Source organism: Nocardia sp. NPDC052112 (assembly GCF_040680135.1).
Lineage (GTDB): Bacteria > Actinomycetota > Actinomycetes > Mycobacteriales > Mycobacteriaceae > Nocardia.
Map to the genome: position 1 here is coordinate 216,371 of NZ_JBFAWD010000011.1, position 15,237 is coordinate 231,607.

Annotated in this window: 16 protein-coding genes and 1 pseudogene; 14 read left to right on the top strand and 3 right to left on the bottom strand. The window is 66.9% G+C overall.

Annotated elements, in window-relative coordinates; genetic code table 11:
- Nucleotides 1–92 precede the first annotated feature (92 nt).
- From AB0L58_RS22840 to AB0L58_RS22865, 6 genes are all read left to right on the top strand, one after another.
- Nucleotides 93–974 carry a thioesterase family protein gene (locus AB0L58_RS22840; protein WP_364389516.1) on the top strand — a complete coding sequence of 294 codons (882 nt, stop codon included), beginning with the start codon at nucleotides 93–95 and terminating at the stop codon, nucleotides 972–974.
- A gap of 53 nt (nucleotides 975–1,027) precedes the next feature.
- Entirely contained in the window at nucleotides 1,028–1,864 is an 837-nt protein-coding gene (gene proC / locus AB0L58_RS22845) for a pyrroline-5-carboxylate reductase (RefSeq protein ID WP_364389517.1), read from the top strand.
- A 308-nt stretch (nucleotides 1,865–2,172) separates the two neighbouring features.
- Entirely contained in the window at nucleotides 2,173–2,361 is a 189-nt protein-coding gene (locus AB0L58_RS22850; protein WP_040696222.1) for a helix-turn-helix domain-containing protein, read from the top strand.
- 168 nt (nucleotides 2,362–2,529) lie between these two features.
- Nucleotides 2,530–2,631, top strand: a complete 102-nt coding sequence (locus AB0L58_RS22855; protein ID WP_003402602.1) for an AURKAIP1/COX24 domain-containing protein — start codon at nucleotides 2,530–2,532, stop codon at nucleotides 2,629–2,631.
- Nucleotides 2,632–2,984: 353 nt separating this feature from the next.
- Nucleotides 2,985–4,016, top strand: coding sequence for an NAD-dependent epimerase/dehydratase family protein (locus AB0L58_RS22860; RefSeq protein WP_364389617.1), 1,032 nt, complete (start codon nucleotides 2,985–2,987; stop codon nucleotides 4,014–4,016).
- Nucleotides 4,013–5,044 carry a lysophospholipid acyltransferase family protein gene (locus AB0L58_RS22865; protein WP_364389519.1) on the top strand — a complete coding sequence of 344 codons (1,032 nt, stop codon included), beginning with the start codon at nucleotides 4,013–4,015 and terminating at the stop codon, nucleotides 5,042–5,044. The genes AB0L58_RS22860 and AB0L58_RS22865 overlap by 4 nt, the downstream gene beginning before the upstream one ends.
- Here AB0L58_RS22865 and AB0L58_RS22870 read toward each other — a convergent pair.
- Nucleotides 5,041–6,051: an HAD-IB family hydrolase gene (locus AB0L58_RS22870; protein WP_364389618.1), complete on the bottom strand. Its 1,011-nt coding sequence runs from the start codon at nucleotides 6,049–6,051 to the stop codon at nucleotides 5,041–5,043. The two genes, AB0L58_RS22865 and AB0L58_RS22870, sit on opposite strands and share 4 nt — an antisense overlap.
- Before the next feature lie 129 nt (nucleotides 6,052–6,180).
- On the opposite strand from AB0L58_RS22870, the gene AB0L58_RS22875 reads away from it, so the two are divergent.
- The 5 genes from AB0L58_RS22875 to AB0L58_RS22895 all read left to right on the top strand — a co-directional run bounded on the left by AB0L58_RS22875 (nucleotide 6,181) and on the right by AB0L58_RS22895 (nucleotide 11,647).
- Complete coding sequence (locus AB0L58_RS22875; RefSeq protein ID WP_364389520.1) at nucleotides 6,181–6,441, top strand: glutaredoxin family protein; 261 nt, start codon at nucleotides 6,181–6,183, stop codon at nucleotides 6,439–6,441.
- A gap of 248 nt (nucleotides 6,442–6,689) precedes the next feature.
- Complete coding sequence (locus AB0L58_RS22880) at nucleotides 6,690–7,514, top strand: redox-sensing transcriptional repressor Rex (protein ID WP_364389521.1); 825 nt, start codon at nucleotides 6,690–6,692, stop codon at nucleotides 7,512–7,514.
- Entirely contained in the window at nucleotides 7,511–8,980 is a 1,470-nt protein-coding gene (locus tag AB0L58_RS22885) for a glutamyl-tRNA reductase (protein ID WP_364389522.1), read from the top strand. Before AB0L58_RS22880 ends, AB0L58_RS22885 begins: the two co-directional genes overlap by 4 nt.
- Nucleotides 8,977–10,011 (top strand): hydroxymethylbilane synthase, encoded by a 1,035-nt coding sequence (hemC, locus tag AB0L58_RS22890; protein ID WP_364389524.1) that lies wholly within the window; start codon nucleotides 8,977–8,979, stop codon nucleotides 10,009–10,011. The genes AB0L58_RS22885 and hemC overlap by 4 nt, the downstream gene beginning before the upstream one ends.
- 73 nt (nucleotides 10,012–10,084) lie before the next feature.
- Nucleotides 10,085–11,647 (top strand): bifunctional uroporphyrinogen-III C-methyltransferase/uroporphyrinogen-III synthase, encoded by a 1,563-nt coding sequence (locus tag AB0L58_RS22895; protein ID WP_364389526.1) that lies wholly within the window; start codon nucleotides 10,085–10,087, stop codon nucleotides 11,645–11,647.
- Between the two features lie 120 nt (nucleotides 11,648–11,767).
- Here AB0L58_RS22895 and AB0L58_RS22900 read toward each other — a convergent pair whose 3' ends face one another.
- Nucleotides 11,768–12,046 (bottom strand): hypothetical protein, encoded by a 279-nt coding sequence (locus AB0L58_RS22900; protein WP_364389527.1) that lies wholly within the window; start codon nucleotides 12,044–12,046, stop codon nucleotides 11,768–11,770.
- A 250-nt stretch (nucleotides 12,047–12,296) separates the two neighbouring features.
- Nucleotides 12,297–13,121, bottom strand: a complete 825-nt coding sequence (locus AB0L58_RS22905; RefSeq protein ID WP_364389529.1) for a tetratricopeptide repeat protein — start codon at nucleotides 13,119–13,121, stop codon at nucleotides 12,297–12,299.
- A 442-nt stretch (nucleotides 13,122–13,563) separates the two neighbouring features.
- On the opposite strand from AB0L58_RS22905, the pseudogene AB0L58_RS22910 reads away from it, so the two are divergent.
- The 3 genes and pseudogenes from AB0L58_RS22910 to hemB form a co-directional block, all read left to right on the top strand.
- Nucleotides 13,564–13,674 (top strand): annotated as a pseudogene (locus AB0L58_RS22910) (SDR family NAD(P)-dependent oxidoreductase); the annotation flags it as partial.
- Between the two features lie 2 nt (nucleotides 13,675–13,676).
- Nucleotides 13,677–13,823: a hypothetical protein gene (locus AB0L58_RS22915; RefSeq protein WP_364389624.1), complete on the top strand. Its 147-nt coding sequence runs from the start codon at nucleotides 13,677–13,679 to the stop codon at nucleotides 13,821–13,823.
- 58 nt (nucleotides 13,824–13,881) lie between these two features.
- Nucleotides 13,882–14,859 carry a porphobilinogen synthase gene (gene hemB / locus AB0L58_RS22920; protein ID WP_364389531.1) on the top strand — a complete coding sequence of 326 codons (978 nt, stop codon included), beginning with the start codon at nucleotides 13,882–13,884 and terminating at the stop codon, nucleotides 14,857–14,859.
- Nucleotides 14,860–15,237 lie beyond the last annotated feature (378 nt).

Here is a 15,237-nt window from a genome sequence, read left to right on the forward strand (position 1 = left end):
GGCGGTGGGGAATTCCGACCGCGAATCGCTTCGTTCTACGCTGTACGAACGCTGTGTCCCGCCGACGCGGCCGATCGACGACAGGAGTGACGATGCCGGAGCTGACCGCGCAACTCGAGCAGGCCATCACGACGGACGCGCCCTTCAGCCGGGTGTGCACGCTGACCGAACTGCTGTCGGCCACCCCGGATACCGGCCGCTACCTGGGCATCATCGACAAGATCTGGACCATCGGTCCGAAGGTGCATGGCGGCACCATGGTCGCGGCCAGCGCCGCCGCGGCCACCCGCTGGCTACGCGCCTCTGATCCGGCCCTGGTCGCCATGGCACCTATCGCGGCTAGTACGGACTTCCTCGGCGCACCCGAACCGGGCGAGGTGGAGTACGAGGTGCACATCCGCAAGGTCGGTCGCCAGATCTGCCTGGTCGATGTGAACCTGATCCAGAGCGGGCGCACGCTGGTGCGCACCGCGTTCACCTTCGGTCGACTCGACGATGCCGATCCGATCTACGCGCAGCGGCACGGTGATATGCCGGTCGAACCGCCCGCCGACGCCGTCGGTTACCGGGATTCGTCGATGGGCAAGGTCGTCCATGTGGCCCAGGGTGCCGAACTGTTCATCGACCGGGAGTGGGCCCGATTCCTCGACGGCGCGAAAGGTGAACCGCGCCTGCGTCTTTGGATGCGGCCGTTCGAGGGCGATCAGCAGGATCCGGATATCGCCATGTACTTCGCGATCATGTCCGCCGATATGAGTCCGCCGGTTCCGGTGAACCTCGGCCACTTCGGTTGGGCCCCGACGGTGCAGATGACCACCTACCTGCGCCGCCGTCCGGCCCCCGGCTGGCTGCGGATCATCGCGACCAGCCATGAGGTCGGCGAGCGCATGTTCGACGAGGACCAGCTCATTCTCGACTCGACCGGTGCCGTCGTCGCGCAGAGCCGCCAACTGGCCCTTGTGCCACAGCGCTGAACCGGCCTGATCCGGAACGAAACGCGACAGTGACGCGGGCTAGCCTTGAGCCCATGACGAGAGTTGCGGTGATCGGTGGCGGTCGCATCGGGGAGGCGTTGATCGCCGGATTGCTCGAATCCGGACGGGCGGTAAAGGATCTGGTCGTCGTCGAGACCCATGCCGATCGGGCCGAACTCATCGGCGACCGCTTCGGCGTGCGGGTCACCGATTCGATCGCGGACGCGATCGTCGGCGCGGATGTCCTGGTCATCGCGGTCAAGCCGGGTGATGTGGATACGGTGCTGACCGAGCTCGGCAAGGCCGAACTCGACGGCGACCGCGATCAGATCCTGGTGTCGCTGGCTGCGGGTGTGCCGACGGCACGTCTGGAGAACAAGCTGCCCGCCGGCTTCCCGGTGGTGCGGGTGATGCCGAATACCCCGATGCTGGTCGGCCAGGGCATGAGTGTGCTCGCACCGGGCCGCTACGCACGGGCCGAGCAGCTGGCCGAGGTGACCGAGCTGCTCGCCGCGGTCGGCAAGGTGGCGACCGTAACCGAGGCGCAGATGGATGCGGTGACCGCGGTCTCGGGTTCCGGACCCGCGTACTTCTTCCTGGTGGTCGAGGCCATGATCGATGCAGGCGTCGGGCTCGGCCTGACCCGCGACATCGCCACCGAACTCGTGGTGCAGACCATGGTCGGTTCGGCTGCCCTGTTGGAGAGCTCCGGACAGACCGCGGCCGAGTTGCGCGCCGCCGTCACCTCGCCGGCGGGCACGACCGCCGCCGCGGTGCGGGAATTGGAGCGCGGCGCAGTGCGCTCGGCCTTCCTCGAGGCGTTGCACGCGGCGAAGCATCGATCCGCCGAGCAGGGTGCGCACGACAGTGCGGGCGGCAGCGCGACATGACCGTCTCGGGCGGGCGATGATCAAACATCGTGCGTCTACAGGGTGACCGGTCGGTTCCCTGCATGTGAACCTGATTTCTCACACCCGTCGCAGTAATCCCACTGGTCCCGCTAAGCTTCAAGGAGCACGTGCGTGTCTGTTCCGCCGGTGGGGAAGCCGGCGGCGCGGACGTGCCGGAGGTCAGTGGTGCGATGATGTCTAACAAGATGTCTGCGAATAGCTCAGGAACGTCGCCAGGAGGTTCCGGACCATCAGGTGGCCGGGCTGGTTCCCGGACTCAAGGCGGTGCGGCGGCTCCGTCGCAATCGGTGCTCGGCGGAGGTACTCAATTCCTCACCGTCGCCGAGGTCGCGAATCTCATGCGGGTATCCAAGATGACGGTCTATCGGCTGGTGCACTCGGGTGAGTTGCCCGCCGTACGGGTCGGTCGCTCGTTCCGGGTGCATGCCAAGGCGGTGCACGACTACTTGGAGACGTCCTACTTCGACGCTGGATGAGGCGATTTCATCAGGTTATCGGTGTCCCGGTAGGATGAACCCTCGGTTCGTGTCCGCCTGCCGGCGGCACCGCTTTGTGGTGTCCGGTGCCAGCTGGCGGCGCGGACGCTGAAATAGGCGTACGCGATCGGCGTACGCGCCGAGTAGAGAGAACGCGAGGACAACCCTATGGGTTCTGTGATCAAGAAGCGCCGCAAGCGCATGTCGAAGAAGAAGCACCGCAAGCTGCTTCGCCGCACGCGTGTTCAGCGGCGCAAACTCGGCAAGTGAGTCCCCGCCGTAGCGACTGCTTGCAGGTCGCTCGAAACGGTCAGTAGCGACTGCTTGCAGGTCGCTCGAAACGGTCGGTAGCGACTGCTTGCAGGTCGCTCGAAACGGCCAGCGCGTTAGCTTGGCGGCCCGTCACCGATTGGTGGCGGGCTTTTCTTTTTGAAACAGCGAATTTTGAAAGTTGCTCGTGTATCAGGTGGCTGAAGTCATCGTTAGAACCTGGTTAATACTCTCTGCGTATCGCAGTCGACCGGCTACTCTGGTACCGCAGCAAATGGAATTGGGGGCTGTCACAGTTGGGATCCGGTGCGGTGGGTTCTGAGATACGGGATGGACATACACCCAAGGTGGTGATGGTGACCGGTGCCAGCCGATTCTTCGGCGGCAATGTGGTCGCGCGTTTGGCCCAGGATCAGAACATCGAACGCATCCTGGCCGTCGACACCATGACCCCTGGTCGCGAGCTGCAACGGCGCATGGGCCGCGCCGAATTCGTGCGTGCCGATATTCGAAATCCCTTGATTCGCAAGGTGATCGGTGGCAACGAGGTCGATACGGTCGTGCACGCCGCGATGCTCACACATCCACCGGCCGGTGGCGGTCGGGCGGTGATGAAGGACCTCAATGTCCTCGGCGCCATGCAGCTGCTCGCGGTCTGTCAGAAATCGTCTTCGGTGCGGCGCGTGGTGGTGCGCTCGACGTCCGCGGTCTACGGATGTAGCGCGAAGGATCCCGCGAAATTCACCGAAGAAATGAGTGCGCGAACCCCACCGAGTGGTTGGTTTGCTCGCGACATGATCGAAATAGAAGGATTCGTCCGCGGGCTTGCGCGGCGACGTCCCGATATCGCCGCTTCGATTTTGCGTTTGGCACCCATTGTCGGCCCGCGTTTGGCCGGTCGCGGTGTGCAGTATCTGCGTTCACCGGTCGCGCCGACGGTCCTGGGCCGCGACGCCCGATTGCAGTTGCTGCACGAGGAGGATGCCATCGCCGCGATGGCGCACGCGGCCCGGCAGGCGCCCGGCGGCACCTACAACATCGCCGGGGACGGCGCATTGGTGCTATCGCAGGCCATCCGGCGTGCGGGCCGGGTCGAGCTGCCGATCCCGTGGCTGGTCTTCCGCACCGCGGGCCGCGCGCTCATGGGCCCGATCATGCGTGATTTCACCAGTGAGCAGATCGACTATTTCCATTTCGGCTGTGGTCTCGACACCACCCGGATGCGCACCGAACTCGGGTTCGTCCCGCGCTGGACGACGGTGCAGGCATTCGACGACTTCATCGGGGGCGCAGCGTCGCGGCCCGTCATCGATCCAGCGTGGATCGATGCCGCAGAACATAAACTGCTCGGCCTTCTCGGGGCCGGTACGGGAGCACATACATGAATGACGTAGCGAAAGTCATCCAACTCCACGATCTGAATATCGAAACGCGCCAGCGGACCACACAGCGGCGCTGGCCGGAGTCGGTGACCGGCGAGGTCGCGCCGAGCCAGGTGGTGACGTCGCTGACCGAACGCCTCGCGGCCGCCGACCCCCAGGCGCCCCGTTCGGTATCGGAGATACTGCGCGGCGCCATCGGCAAGCAGATCCGCACCACAGCGGATTTCGCGCGCCGTCGACTCACCGGCGACTATCAGGTCGACGAATTCGGCTTCGATGAACATCTGCTCGAATCGTTGATCCTGCCCGCGCTGCGGCCGCTCTCGGATTATTGGTTCCGCGTGCAGGTCAACGGAATCGAGAACATTCCGGAGGCCGGTGGTGCGCTGATCGTCGCCAACCATGCGGGCACCGTTCCGCTCGACGGGCTGATGCTGCAACTGGCGATCCACGATCGGCATCCGAAGGAGCGCGCGCTACGCCTGCTGGCCGCCGACCTCATCTTCGAAACTCCGATGCTCGGTGTGCTCGCCCGCAAGGCCGGGCACACCCTGGCCTGCCGTCCCGATGCCGAAAGGCTTTTGCGCGCAGGCGAATTGACCGGAGTATTCCCGGAGGGCTTCAAGGGCGTCGGCAAGCAGTTCACCGACCGCTACAAACTGCAGCGCTTCGGTCGCGGCGGATTCGTAGCGGCGGCGGTGCGCACCGGCACGCCGATCATCCCCTGCTCGATCGTCGGCTCGGAGGAGATCTATCCGAAACTGGCCGATATCAAGCCGCTCGCCCGGCTGCTCAATGTGCCGTATTTCCCGGTGACGCCGCTGTTTCCGCATCTTGGTCCGCTCGGTGCGCTGCCGCTGCCGTCGAAGTGGTACATCGAATTCGGCGAGCCCATCGCGACCACCGGCTACGAGGCCGAGGACGCGGACGATCCGATGACCATGTTCGAGGTCACCGACCAGGTCCGCGAAACCATTCAGCAGACGCTCTACAAGCTGCTCACCAAGCGCCGCAACCCGTTCACCGGCTAATGGTCGCGGCGACGGGTGACGGCCGCGGCGACCGCGCCACCGGCGGCGCCGAGTGCCAGCGCCGTCGGCACGCCGATCTTGGCGGCCTTGCGCCCGGTGCGGAAATCACGGATCTCCCAGCCGCGATTCTTCGCAACCTCGCGTAGGTCCGAATCCGGATTGATCGCCACCGCGGTGCCGACCAGTGACAGCATCGGCACATCGTTGTGGCTGTCGGAGTAGGCCGTACAACGCTTGAGGTTCAGGCCTTCCCGGATCGCCAGCGTACGCACCGCATGCGCCTTACCGAGTCCGTGCAGGATGTCGCCGACCAGTCGCCCGGTGAACTTTCCGTCGACGCTCTCGGCGACCGTGCCGAGCGCGCCGGTCAGCCCCAGCCGCTTCGCGATGACCTGTGCCAGCTCGACCGGGGTCGCGGTCACCAGCCACACCTGCTGCCCCGCGTCCAGGTGCATCTGCGCCAAAGCCCGTGTGCCAGGCCAGATCTTGTCGGCGATGATCTCGTCGTAGATCTCCTCGCCGAGCGCGGCCAGTTCGGCGGTCGGGCGACCGGCGATGAACGCGAGTGCCTTCTCCCGGCCCGCGGCCATATCGGTGCTGTTCTCCTTGCCGGTGACCCGGAACTTCACCTGCTTCCAGGCCACGTCCACCAGATCGGAGGTCTTGAAGTATTTGCGCGCGGCGAGGCCGCGGGCGAAATGCACGATGGACGCACCCTGCACCATGGTGTTGTCGACATCGAAGAACGCCGCCGCGGTCAGATCCCGCGGCACCTCGGGCCCGGTGGCCTCGACCTCGGCCTCGGCGAGTTCGGCATCATGCAGGGACAGCGCCGCCTCGGCACTGGCCTCACCGGCCAGATTGGCCCGCAGCTCTTCCTCGCTCGGGCCGAAGGGGCTGCGAGAGATGCGCGCGAGCTGGTCCTGCAGACCCTGGCCGAGCCGACCCTGATTCCACCGCACCGGAAACTCACCGAATCGTCCCGCGATGAAACCTGCCCTTGCCACCTTCGATCGTTCCGGCACCAGTACCTCCGCCCGTCGCGCGAACCACAACCACATTAGCTGGCCGCGGTGACAGTGAAGGCAGTACCGCGCGCTCCGATCGGGGCGTGGCGAGGGGATTTAATATCGGCCATGACCAATCCCACACATTCGGTGACGCTGCTGACGAGATCGGGCTGCGGGCTCTGTGTCACCGCGCTGAAGCAACTGCGGGCGATCTGTGCCGATTTCGACATCGAGCCGTCGACCGTCGATGTCGACGAAGCCGCCGGAACCGACCCTGGCCTGCGCGCGGAGTACGGCGATCGGCTTCCCGTCGTGCTGCTGGACGGCCGTGAGCACAGCTATTTCGATGTCGACGAGCCCCGATTACGGGCCGACTTGACTCGCTGAGAGATAGCTGATCCGGCCCGATTCGGTCGCGATGCTGGTCGCGGCGGAAAATGAGGCCAAATTCACCGACTTTGTGAAGGGCTGCACAAGCGGTTACGGTGGTGGCACGCGACCCGCATGCCGTGGCTGCGGATCCGCGTAATGAACCCAGCATTCCGAATACTTCGACCATGGCACCGGACCGCCCCGGGCCCGAGATCGAACGACGAACCGGACCTCGCCGGAGGCCGGAACGAGGAGCCGACGACGTGACAGAGCAGCATGAGGCGCCGAATGGCGTCTCCGGCAGGGCTCTGCAGAAGGACATCCCGCAGGCCACCGTGGCGCGGCTGGCCACCTATCTCCGGGTCCTCGCCATACTGGCCGACGACGGTGTTGCCATCGTATCGAGTGAGGAACTGGCTGTCGCGGCGGGTGTCAATTCGGCCAAGCTGCGCAAGGACCTTTCCTTCCTCGGCCCCAACGGTGTTCGGGGTGTCGGCTATGACGTCGCCAAGTTGCGCACCAGGATCGAGGATGTGCTCGGGCTGTCGCAGGGACATCGGGTAGTACTGGTCGGCGCCGGAAATCTGGGCCGGGCCCTGGTGGGCTACGGCGGGTTCCGGCGGCGCGGCTTCACCGTGGTCGGCATGTTCGACAATCATCCCGACGTGATCGGCAGATCGGTCGCCGGTCTGGTGGTGCGCGATGTCGCCGACCTCGCACCGGCCGTCGAGGCGTTGAAACCGACCATCGCGGTGCTGACCGTGCCCGACGACGCGGCACAGGACGTCTGCGATCTGCTGGTCGCCTCCGGTATGCAGTCGATTCTGAGCTTTGCCCCGTGTGAGCTGACCGCACCGGAGACGGTGGAGGTGCGCCGGGTCGATCTGGCGGTCGAACTGCAGATGCTGTCGTTCGAGACCGCACGCAATGCGCCACCGCTGCCCGAGGTCGTGCACGCCGTTTCATCCGGCCGCATCGCCCACCGCGCGCCCGCGCACACCGCTGCCGGACATCCGGCACTCAAGCACTCGACGACCTCGCATTCGGCAACGGAGCCATCCAGCAAGGGATCGGTGGTTACACCATGAGCATTCTTTTGGTCGGGATTTCGCATCGCAGCGCGCCCGTCTCGATTCTGGAGAAGGTCGCGATCACCGACGCGGACCGGCCGAAACTGATCGATCGAATGCTCACCTCCAGCCATGTGTCCGAGGCGATGATCGTCTCCACCTGCAACCGCGTCGAGGTCTACGCCGTGGTGGACGCCTTCCACGGCGGTCTCGCCGAGGTCGGCGAACTGCTGACCAAACATTCCGGACTGCCGCTGCCGGATCTGACCAAGCACGCCTACGTTCGCTACAGCGAGGCCGCCGCCGAACATCTGTTCGCGGTGGCCAGCGGCCTGGATTCGATGGTGATCGGCGAGCAGCAGGTGCTCAGCCAGATCCGCGGCGCCTATGCTTCCGCCGATGCCCAACAGGCGGTCGGGCGGACCATGCACGAACTCGCGCAGCACGCACTACGTGTCGGCAAGCGGGTGCATTCGGAGACCGGTATCGACCGGGCCGGTGCGTCGGTGGTTTCGGTGGCTTTGGATCGGTCGCAGCAGGTGCTGGGTCCGCTCGCCGGACTTACCGCGGTGGTGCTCGGGGCCGGCGCGATGGGCGGACTCGCGGTGGCGCATCTGTCGCGTGCGGGCATCGGCCGCATCATCGTGGTGAATCGCACGCCGGCCCGCGCCAAGCGGCTCGCCGCGACCGCGCGCAGTCACGGTGTCGAGGCCGAGCCGATGGAATTGTCGCGGCTGACCGAGGCGATGGCGGCCGCGGATGTGGTCATCACCTGTACCGGCGCGGTCGGCGCGGTGGTGACACTGGCCGATACCCATCGCGCACTCGCCGAACGTGAGCGCGACAGCGAGGTCGAACGGCCGTTGGTGTTCTGCGATCTCGGTCTGCCGCGCGATGTCGAACACGCCGTCGCCGGACTGCCCGGTGTCACCGTCATCGATATCGAGACATTGCAGCACGATCCGGCAGCCGGTGCGGCCGCGGGCGATACCGCCGCCGCCCGCGCGATCGTCGCCGAGGAACTCGCGAAATACCTTACGGGCCAGCGCATGGCGGAGGTCACCCCGACGGTTGCCGCGCTGCGGCAGCGCGCGGCGGAGGTCGTCGAGGCCGAACTGCTGCGCCTGGATTCCCGGCTGCCCGGACTGGCCGATCCGGAGCGTGACGAGGTGGCGCGCACGGTCCGCCGGGTGGTCGACAAGCTGCTGCACGCGCCGACGGTGCGGGTCAAACAGCTGGCCTCCACGCCAGGCGGTGATACCTACGCCGAGGCGCTGCGGGAACTGTTCGAGCTCAAGCCCGGTGCGGCCCAAGCGGTTGCGGCACCGATGGAGATCACTCCGATCAGCGACGAGCACACCGCGATTCGCTTCCTCGGCGATGTTGTTCCCGGCGGCCCGCAGGCGCTCGCCGACGGCGAGATCGCGCTGGCCGACGACTTCACCGCTGGACATCGCGGCGAAGAACAGGGGCAGACGGCATGACAGTTGTGCAGGAAGAGGAAAACGTGACCGCAGGCAGCATTCGCGTGCCGTGGCGGATCGGCACCAGAGGCAGTTTGCTCGCTCTCACCCAGGCGGGCACCATCCGCGACACCCTGATCGCGGCCGGACACGATGCGGAGCTGGTGGTCGTCAAGACCGCGGGCGATCTGTCCTCGGATCCGGTGCAGCATATCGGTGTCGGCGTGTTCACCTCGGCACTGCGCGACGAACTGGCCGCCGGAAACATCGATATCGCGGTGCATTCGTACAAAGACCTGCCGACCGCACAGGATCCACGTTTCACCATCGCCGCCGTCCCGCCTCGCGAGGATCCGCGCGACGCACTGGTGGCGCGCGACGGTCTGGTGCTCGGCGAGCTGCCCGCCGGTGCCAAGGTCGGCACCTCGGCACCGCGCCGTGCGGCCCAATTGCGCGCGCTCGGGCTCGGTCTGGACATCGTCCCGCTACGCGGCAACCTCGACACCCGGCTGCGCAAGGTCAGCGCGGGGGAGTTGGATGCGGTCGTGGTGGCCAGGGCCGGACTGGCCAGAATCGGTCGGCTCGAGGTGGTCACCGAGGCGTTGGAGCCGGTGCAGATGTTGCCCGCGCCCGCACAGGGTGCGCTGGCGGTCGAATGCCGCAGCGACGACACCGAATTGCTCGAGGCGCTGACCGAACTCGACGACGCCGCGACCCGCGCGTCCGTCATTGCCGAACGGTCGTTGCTGGCCGAATTGGAGGCCGGTTGCACCGCGCCGATCGGCGCGATCGCCGAGGTCGTCGAATCGCTCGACGATGACGGCAGAATTGTCGACGAACTCTCGCTGCGTGGTTGCGCGGCGGCCGTCGACGGCTCCGATGTATTGCGAGCCTCCGTGGTCGGCGCGCCGGAGCGCGCAGCGGAACTCGGCCGTGAGTTGGCCCGGGAACTGCTCGATCTGGGCGCGCGCGAACTGCTCAGCACACCGGAATCAGCGGTGAACCCGCGCACTGACTTTTCCAATTCCAGCCCAATGGAGAACAGCCAATGAGCGAGCGCAGCGAGCGAATCAACAGCACAGCGCCTTCGGGCATGTCTGTGCCGAGCGCTAGCGAGGTGCGGGCATGAGCCGCACAACCAAGAAGCATCCAGGTCGGATCCTGTTTGTCGGGTCGGGGCCCGGCGACGCGGCACTGCTGACAGTGCGTGCGCGTGAGGTGCTGCGGCGGGCGACATTGGCATTCACGGATCCCGACGTCGACAAGGGCGTACTCGCCCTGATCGGTATCGCGGTCGAGCCGGGCGAGGACGGTGAGCGCCCGGTGGACGTGCGGCCCGCGCTCGGCGACCCCGCCGAAGTGGCCAAGACGCTGATCGCCGAGGCGCGCGGTGGGCACGACGTGGTCCGGGTGGTCGCTGGTGATCCGCTGACCACCGATTCGGTGATCGCCGAGGTCAATGCGGTGACGCGCTCGCATATGGTCTTCGAGGTGCTGCCCGGACTGCCCAACGGTTCCGCGGTGCCGAGCTTCGCCGGTATCGCGCTCGGCTCCGGACACACGGAGGCCGATGTGCGCGGTGAGGTCGACTGGGCCGCACTCGCCGCCGCACCCGGCCCGCTGGTGCTCTCGGCGACCTCGGGTCATCTCGCCGAAACCGCGAGTGCGCTGGTCGAACACGGTATGGCACCGCAGACCCCGGTCGCGGTGACGGTGCGCGGCACCACCCGGCAGCAGCGCACCATCGAGGCCACCCTGGCCACGCTCAACAGCGCGGCCTCCGAATTGGTCGGCCCGCTGGTGGTGACCATCGGCAAGGTGGTCGCGCAGCGGTCGAAGATGTCGTGGTGGGAGTCGCGGGCGCTGTACGGCTGGACCGTGCTGGTGCCGCGCACCAAGGATCAGGCTGCCGAGATGAGCGAGCGGCTGGTCACCCACGGCGCCATTCCGATGGAGGTGCCGACCATCGCGGTCGAGCCGCCGCGGAGTCCGGCGCAGATGGAGCGTGCGGTCAAGGGTCTGGTCGACGGCCGCTACCAGTGGGTGGTGTTCACCTCCACCAATGCGGTCCGCGCGGTGTGGGAGAAGTTCGCCGAATTCGGTCTGGACGCACGGGCCTTCTCCGGTGTGAAGATCGCCTGTGTCGGCGAGGCCACCGCGGAAAAGGTGCGCTCGTTCGGTATCAATCCGGAACTGGTGCCCAGCGGTGAACAGTCCTCCGAGGGCCTGCTCGCCGACTTCCCACCCTACGATGACGTTTTCGACCCGGTGAACCGAGTCCTGTTGCCGCGCGCGGACATTGCCACCGAAACCCTGGCCGAGGGTCTGCGCGACCGCGGCTGGGAAATCGATGACGTGACGGCCTACCGCACGGTGCGCGCCTCGCCGCCGCCGGCCGAGACCCGCGAGATGATCAAGACCGGCGGCTTCGACGCGGTCCTGTTCACCTCGTCCTCCACGGTCCGGAATCTGGTCGGCATCGCTGGTAAGCCACACGCGCGCACCATCGTTGCGTGCATCGGGCCGAAGACGGCCGAGACGGCCATCGAATTCGGCCTGCGCGTGGACGTTCAGCCTGATGTCGCCCAGGTCGGTCCGCTGGTCGAGGCACTGGCGGAGCATGCGGCTCGGCTGCGTGCCGAGGGTCTGCTGCCCCCGCCGCGCAAGAAGAGCCGCCGCAGCAGGTAGCTATCCGTTGCCTACCCGGTTGGGCGGCGAAGGCAGGCTTTTCGAGTGATCTGCAAGCAGTCGCTCGCGGCGGCCCTTCGCCGCACAACCGGAGCCGCCGCAACCGTTGAGCTCCTTTGATCAGCGGCTGTAGCGCATCAGGGTCCGAACCAAGCGGCAGGTGGTGTCGGACGGCGGACGGATATCGATGAGTTCGGCTGTGCGCCGGATCCTTTCGTTACTGGCCTGACTGGGCAGATAGATCCCGGAGTCCAACAGGGCGATCGTCAGGCGCATCGCCTTGAGTCGCCTATTGTGCGAGATGTACCACTTGCGCGGCCGTCCCGCAGGCAGCGGCCGCTTCCGCAGCGGAACATAAGGCCGATCGATAACCCTCGACTTCGGTGCGGTTTCGGTCACGTCAGCGTCCTCCCATCGCAATCGGGAACCAGTCACGATCCCCTCGAACACACCTTCGATTTTACTCCTACCCACCGACAAACCCCCCGCCCACAAGGCCTTTCGCGCGCCACGGAAATCCACGGCGACCCGGGCACCCCGTCTTTGAACCCGGCACCCCGGGTACACGGTGCCTGGTTGCGAGACGGGGTGCCTGGTTGTGAATCGGGGTGCCTGGTGGGTGGGACCGAGGTGGGCGGTGGGCTGGTGGTCAGAGTTCGTGTAGGAGTTCGAGCGCTTGGGGATGGCGTAGGGTGGCGGCGCGCTCGAGCCAGTAGCGGGCGTCCTTGTGTGCCTGGGCTTTTGCCGCAGCGGCAGCTGCCGGGCTGTCCGCGTGCACGGGTTGTTCGCGCAGGAATCGCGCGAGCTGGACCATCGAATCGGCATCGTCTGCTTCGGCGCCGCGGCGCAACCACCGCTCGCCCTCTACCCAGTCGCCGTGGTCGAGGAAGATCACGCCGAGTACCGCCATGGCGTCGGCGCGACCGCGCCGGACCGCCTCGGTCAGCAGTCTGATCGCCCGTTCGATTTCCCCTTCGCGCGCGAGATACACCCCGAGAGTGCGCATGGCCGTTGGACTTCCGGCGCGCACCGCACGCTCGTACCAATGCCGCGCCTCATTGTCGACACCGCGGCGACTCGCGATTACACCCATATTGCACAGCGCCTCCGGCAGCCCGTCCTCGGCCGCGGGCAGGAACCACACTTCGGCGGCGTCGAGATTTCCGCGCTCCAAATACAAGGTGCCCAACTGCTGATCCGCACCCGGACAACCGGCCGCGATCGCGAACTCCAGCCATCGAATCGCCTCCGAGATCCGACCATCCGCGGCGAGCAATGCGCCGAGCCCCGCCATGGCCGGTCCGCTGCCTTGGGCGGCGGCGCGGCGGAACCACTGCTCGGCTTCGGCCGTCTCACCCGCCTCGGATAACCGCTGTGCCAACTGCACGATGACGCCCGGATCCCCACCACGCGCGAGTCTGCGCAGCCCCTCCCAATCGGTGCGTCGACGCGGTGGCATCGCGAATTCGGTCATCGCGTACTCCTGGAACAAGACCGGCCACTCCCCACCATCATCCGCCCCTCGCACCCACAATTTCCGCGCTCTTCGCGTGGCTGGTAATCGCCGGCGACCGCCGGGTGGCCCGCAGTGTCGCGCAACGGGCTTATCGAATCCTCGAGACATCCTTAACGGGGTGGCGAGGTGTCCTCCGATCGGCCGGACGAACCGGGCCGGCACCGGGAAGTGGCCCGCGCCGCCCGCCGAGATGATCGGAGCATGAATCAGGCATCGATACCGGACGCCGAGTTGCCCGATCCCGAATCCACTGGGGGGACAGAGCCATTCGCGTCGCGCGTACATGGGACTCGCGGCCGCTGGCGCAGGTGCCGCCGCGGTGGCGACGGCCGTCGTGGTGCCGTCGTACCTGCGCGATCCGCCGACCGACCCGCTGCGGACGGCGGCGCCGGGTGGGCGTTTGGCCGGGAAGGTGGTGCCGGTGACCGGCGGTACGTCCGGTATCGGGGCCGCCGCTGTCCGCGCATTCGCCGCCGAGGGCGCGTCGGTGGTTCTGCGGTCGCGTTGGATCGGATGGCCGAACCCGCGGAGATCGCCCGCGCGATTCTCGCACTGTGCGGCGACGGCCTCGGATATCCAGCGGCGTCGACCGTAGTGGTCGGCGGCGGTCCGTTCGGCGGCGGAAAGATGCAGACGCCGCCGGGCTTCCCCGGCCGCTGATCCCTTGGCGCACCCGCCGCTTGTGACTCGCATTCGGACCGGGCGTATCGTGCGGTTTATGACCGGATTGGACCGCCCGCGGCGGTTGCGCCGTACCCCCGCCCTGCGTCGTCTCGTGGCCGAAACAACTCTCGAGCCACGGCAATTGGTGTTGCCGATGTTCGTTGCCGACGGACTGGACGAACCGCGCGAGATCGGCTCTATGCCGGGCGTGCTACAGCATTCGATGGATTCGCTGCGCAAGGCGGCGGTCGAGGCGGTCACCGCGGGTGTGGGCGGGCTCATGCTCTTCGGCGTGCCGCTGCCCGAGGACAAGGACCCCACCGGCAGCAAGGCGAGCGATCCCGACGGCATTCTCAACCGGGGTCTGCGCGCGCTCGCGGACGAGGTCGGCGATTCGACCGTGGTCATGGCCGATACCTGTCTGGACGAATTCACCGATCACGGGCACTGCGGCGTGCTGTCCGCGGAAGGTGCCGTCGATAACGACGCCACCCTGCACCGCTACGTGGAGATGGCGCTCGCGCAGGCCGAGGCCGGTGCCGATCTGCTAGGTACCAGCGGCATGATGGACGGCCAGGTCGGTGCGATCCGCCGCGGCCTGGACGCGGTCGGGCGCACCGATACCGGCATCCTCGCCTACGCGGCGAAGTACGCTTCGGCGTTCTACGGTCCGTTCCGCGAGGCGGTCGCCTCCTCGCTGGAAGGGGATCGGCGCAGCTACCAGCAGGATCCCGCCAACCGCCGCGAGGCTATCCGGGAACTGCAACTCGATCTGGCCGAGGGCGCGGACATCGTGATGGTCAAGCCCGCGATGTCGTATCTGGATATTCTGCGCGACGTCGCCGACCACTCGACGGTGCCGGTGGCCGCGTATCAGATCTCGGGCGAATACGCGATGATCACTGCCGCCGCCCAGCGCGGCTGGATCGACCGCCGTGCCGCCATCCTGGAATCGCTGATCGGCATCCGCCGGGCCGGCGCGGATATGGTGCTCACCTACTGGGCGACCGAGGCCGCACACTGGTTGTCGTGACGAATCCGCTCAGACCCGAGGTGCCGGGTGTGGAGTCCGGCAATCCGAAGTCGCTAGCGGCGGAGTCGCCGAGACCGGACACGGCCACATCACAATCATCCGCCTCCGAGTCGGCTGATCCGAATTCACCGCATCGTGAGTCGAGCGGTTCGAATCCACCAGCGTCGGACGCTTCGGAAGCACATACCCCCATGCCGCTTCCGGCGGGCGCGCCCGAGGCGCGTGATTCGAATCCGCTTCGTCCGGATCCCGTCGCAGCGCAACCGTCCGAGTCGTACTCGCCTGGGTCGCAGGGCGCTGAGTCGGTCTTGGTGCCGCAGGGTGTGGAGGTGGCCGGGGTGGCTGATTCGATTCGGCCTGGTCAGAGTGGTGCGGGCA

What these genes read in the sequence shown, in the direction of transcription:
- AB0L58_RS22840 (WP_364389516.1), top strand. Translation starts at nt 93, where the DNA reads ATGCCGGAGCTGACCGCGCAACTCGAGCAGGCCATCACGACGGACGCG.
- proC (WP_364389517.1), top strand. Translation starts at nt 1,028, where the DNA reads ATGACGAGAGTTGCGGTGATCGGTGGCGGTCGCATCGGGGAGGCGTTG.
- AB0L58_RS22855 (WP_003402602.1), top strand. Translation starts at nt 2,530, where the DNA reads ATGGGTTCTGTGATCAAGAAGCGCCGCAAGCGCATGTCGAAGAAGAAG.
- AB0L58_RS22860 (WP_364389617.1), top strand. Translation starts at nt 2,985, where the DNA reads ATGGTGACCGGTGCCAGCCGATTCTTCGGCGGCAATGTGGTCGCGCGT.
- AB0L58_RS22865 (WP_364389519.1), top strand. Translation starts at nt 4,013, where the DNA reads ATGAATGACGTAGCGAAAGTCATCCAACTCCACGATCTGAATATCGAA.
- AB0L58_RS22875 (WP_364389520.1), top strand. Translation starts at nt 6,181, where the DNA reads ATGACCAATCCCACACATTCGGTGACGCTGCTGACGAGATCGGGCTGC.
- AB0L58_RS22885 (WP_364389522.1), top strand. Translation starts at nt 7,511, where the DNA reads ATGAGCATTCTTTTGGTCGGGATTTCGCATCGCAGCGCGCCCGTCTCG.
- hemC (WP_364389524.1), top strand. Translation starts at nt 8,977, where the DNA reads ATGACAGTTGTGCAGGAAGAGGAAAACGTGACCGCAGGCAGCATTCGC.
- AB0L58_RS22895 (WP_364389526.1), top strand. Translation starts at nt 10,085, where the DNA reads ATGAGCCGCACAACCAAGAAGCATCCAGGTCGGATCCTGTTTGTCGGG.
- AB0L58_RS22905 (WP_364389529.1), bottom strand. Translation starts at nt 13,121, where the DNA reads ATGACCGAATTCGCGATGCCACCGCGTCGACGCACCGATTGGGAGGGG.
- AB0L58_RS22915 (WP_364389624.1), top strand. Translation starts at nt 13,677, where the DNA reads ATGGCCGAACCCGCGGAGATCGCCCGCGCGATTCTCGCACTGTGCGGC.
- hemB (WP_364389531.1), top strand. Translation starts at nt 13,882, where the DNA reads ATGACCGGATTGGACCGCCCGCGGCGGTTGCGCCGTACCCCCGCCCTG.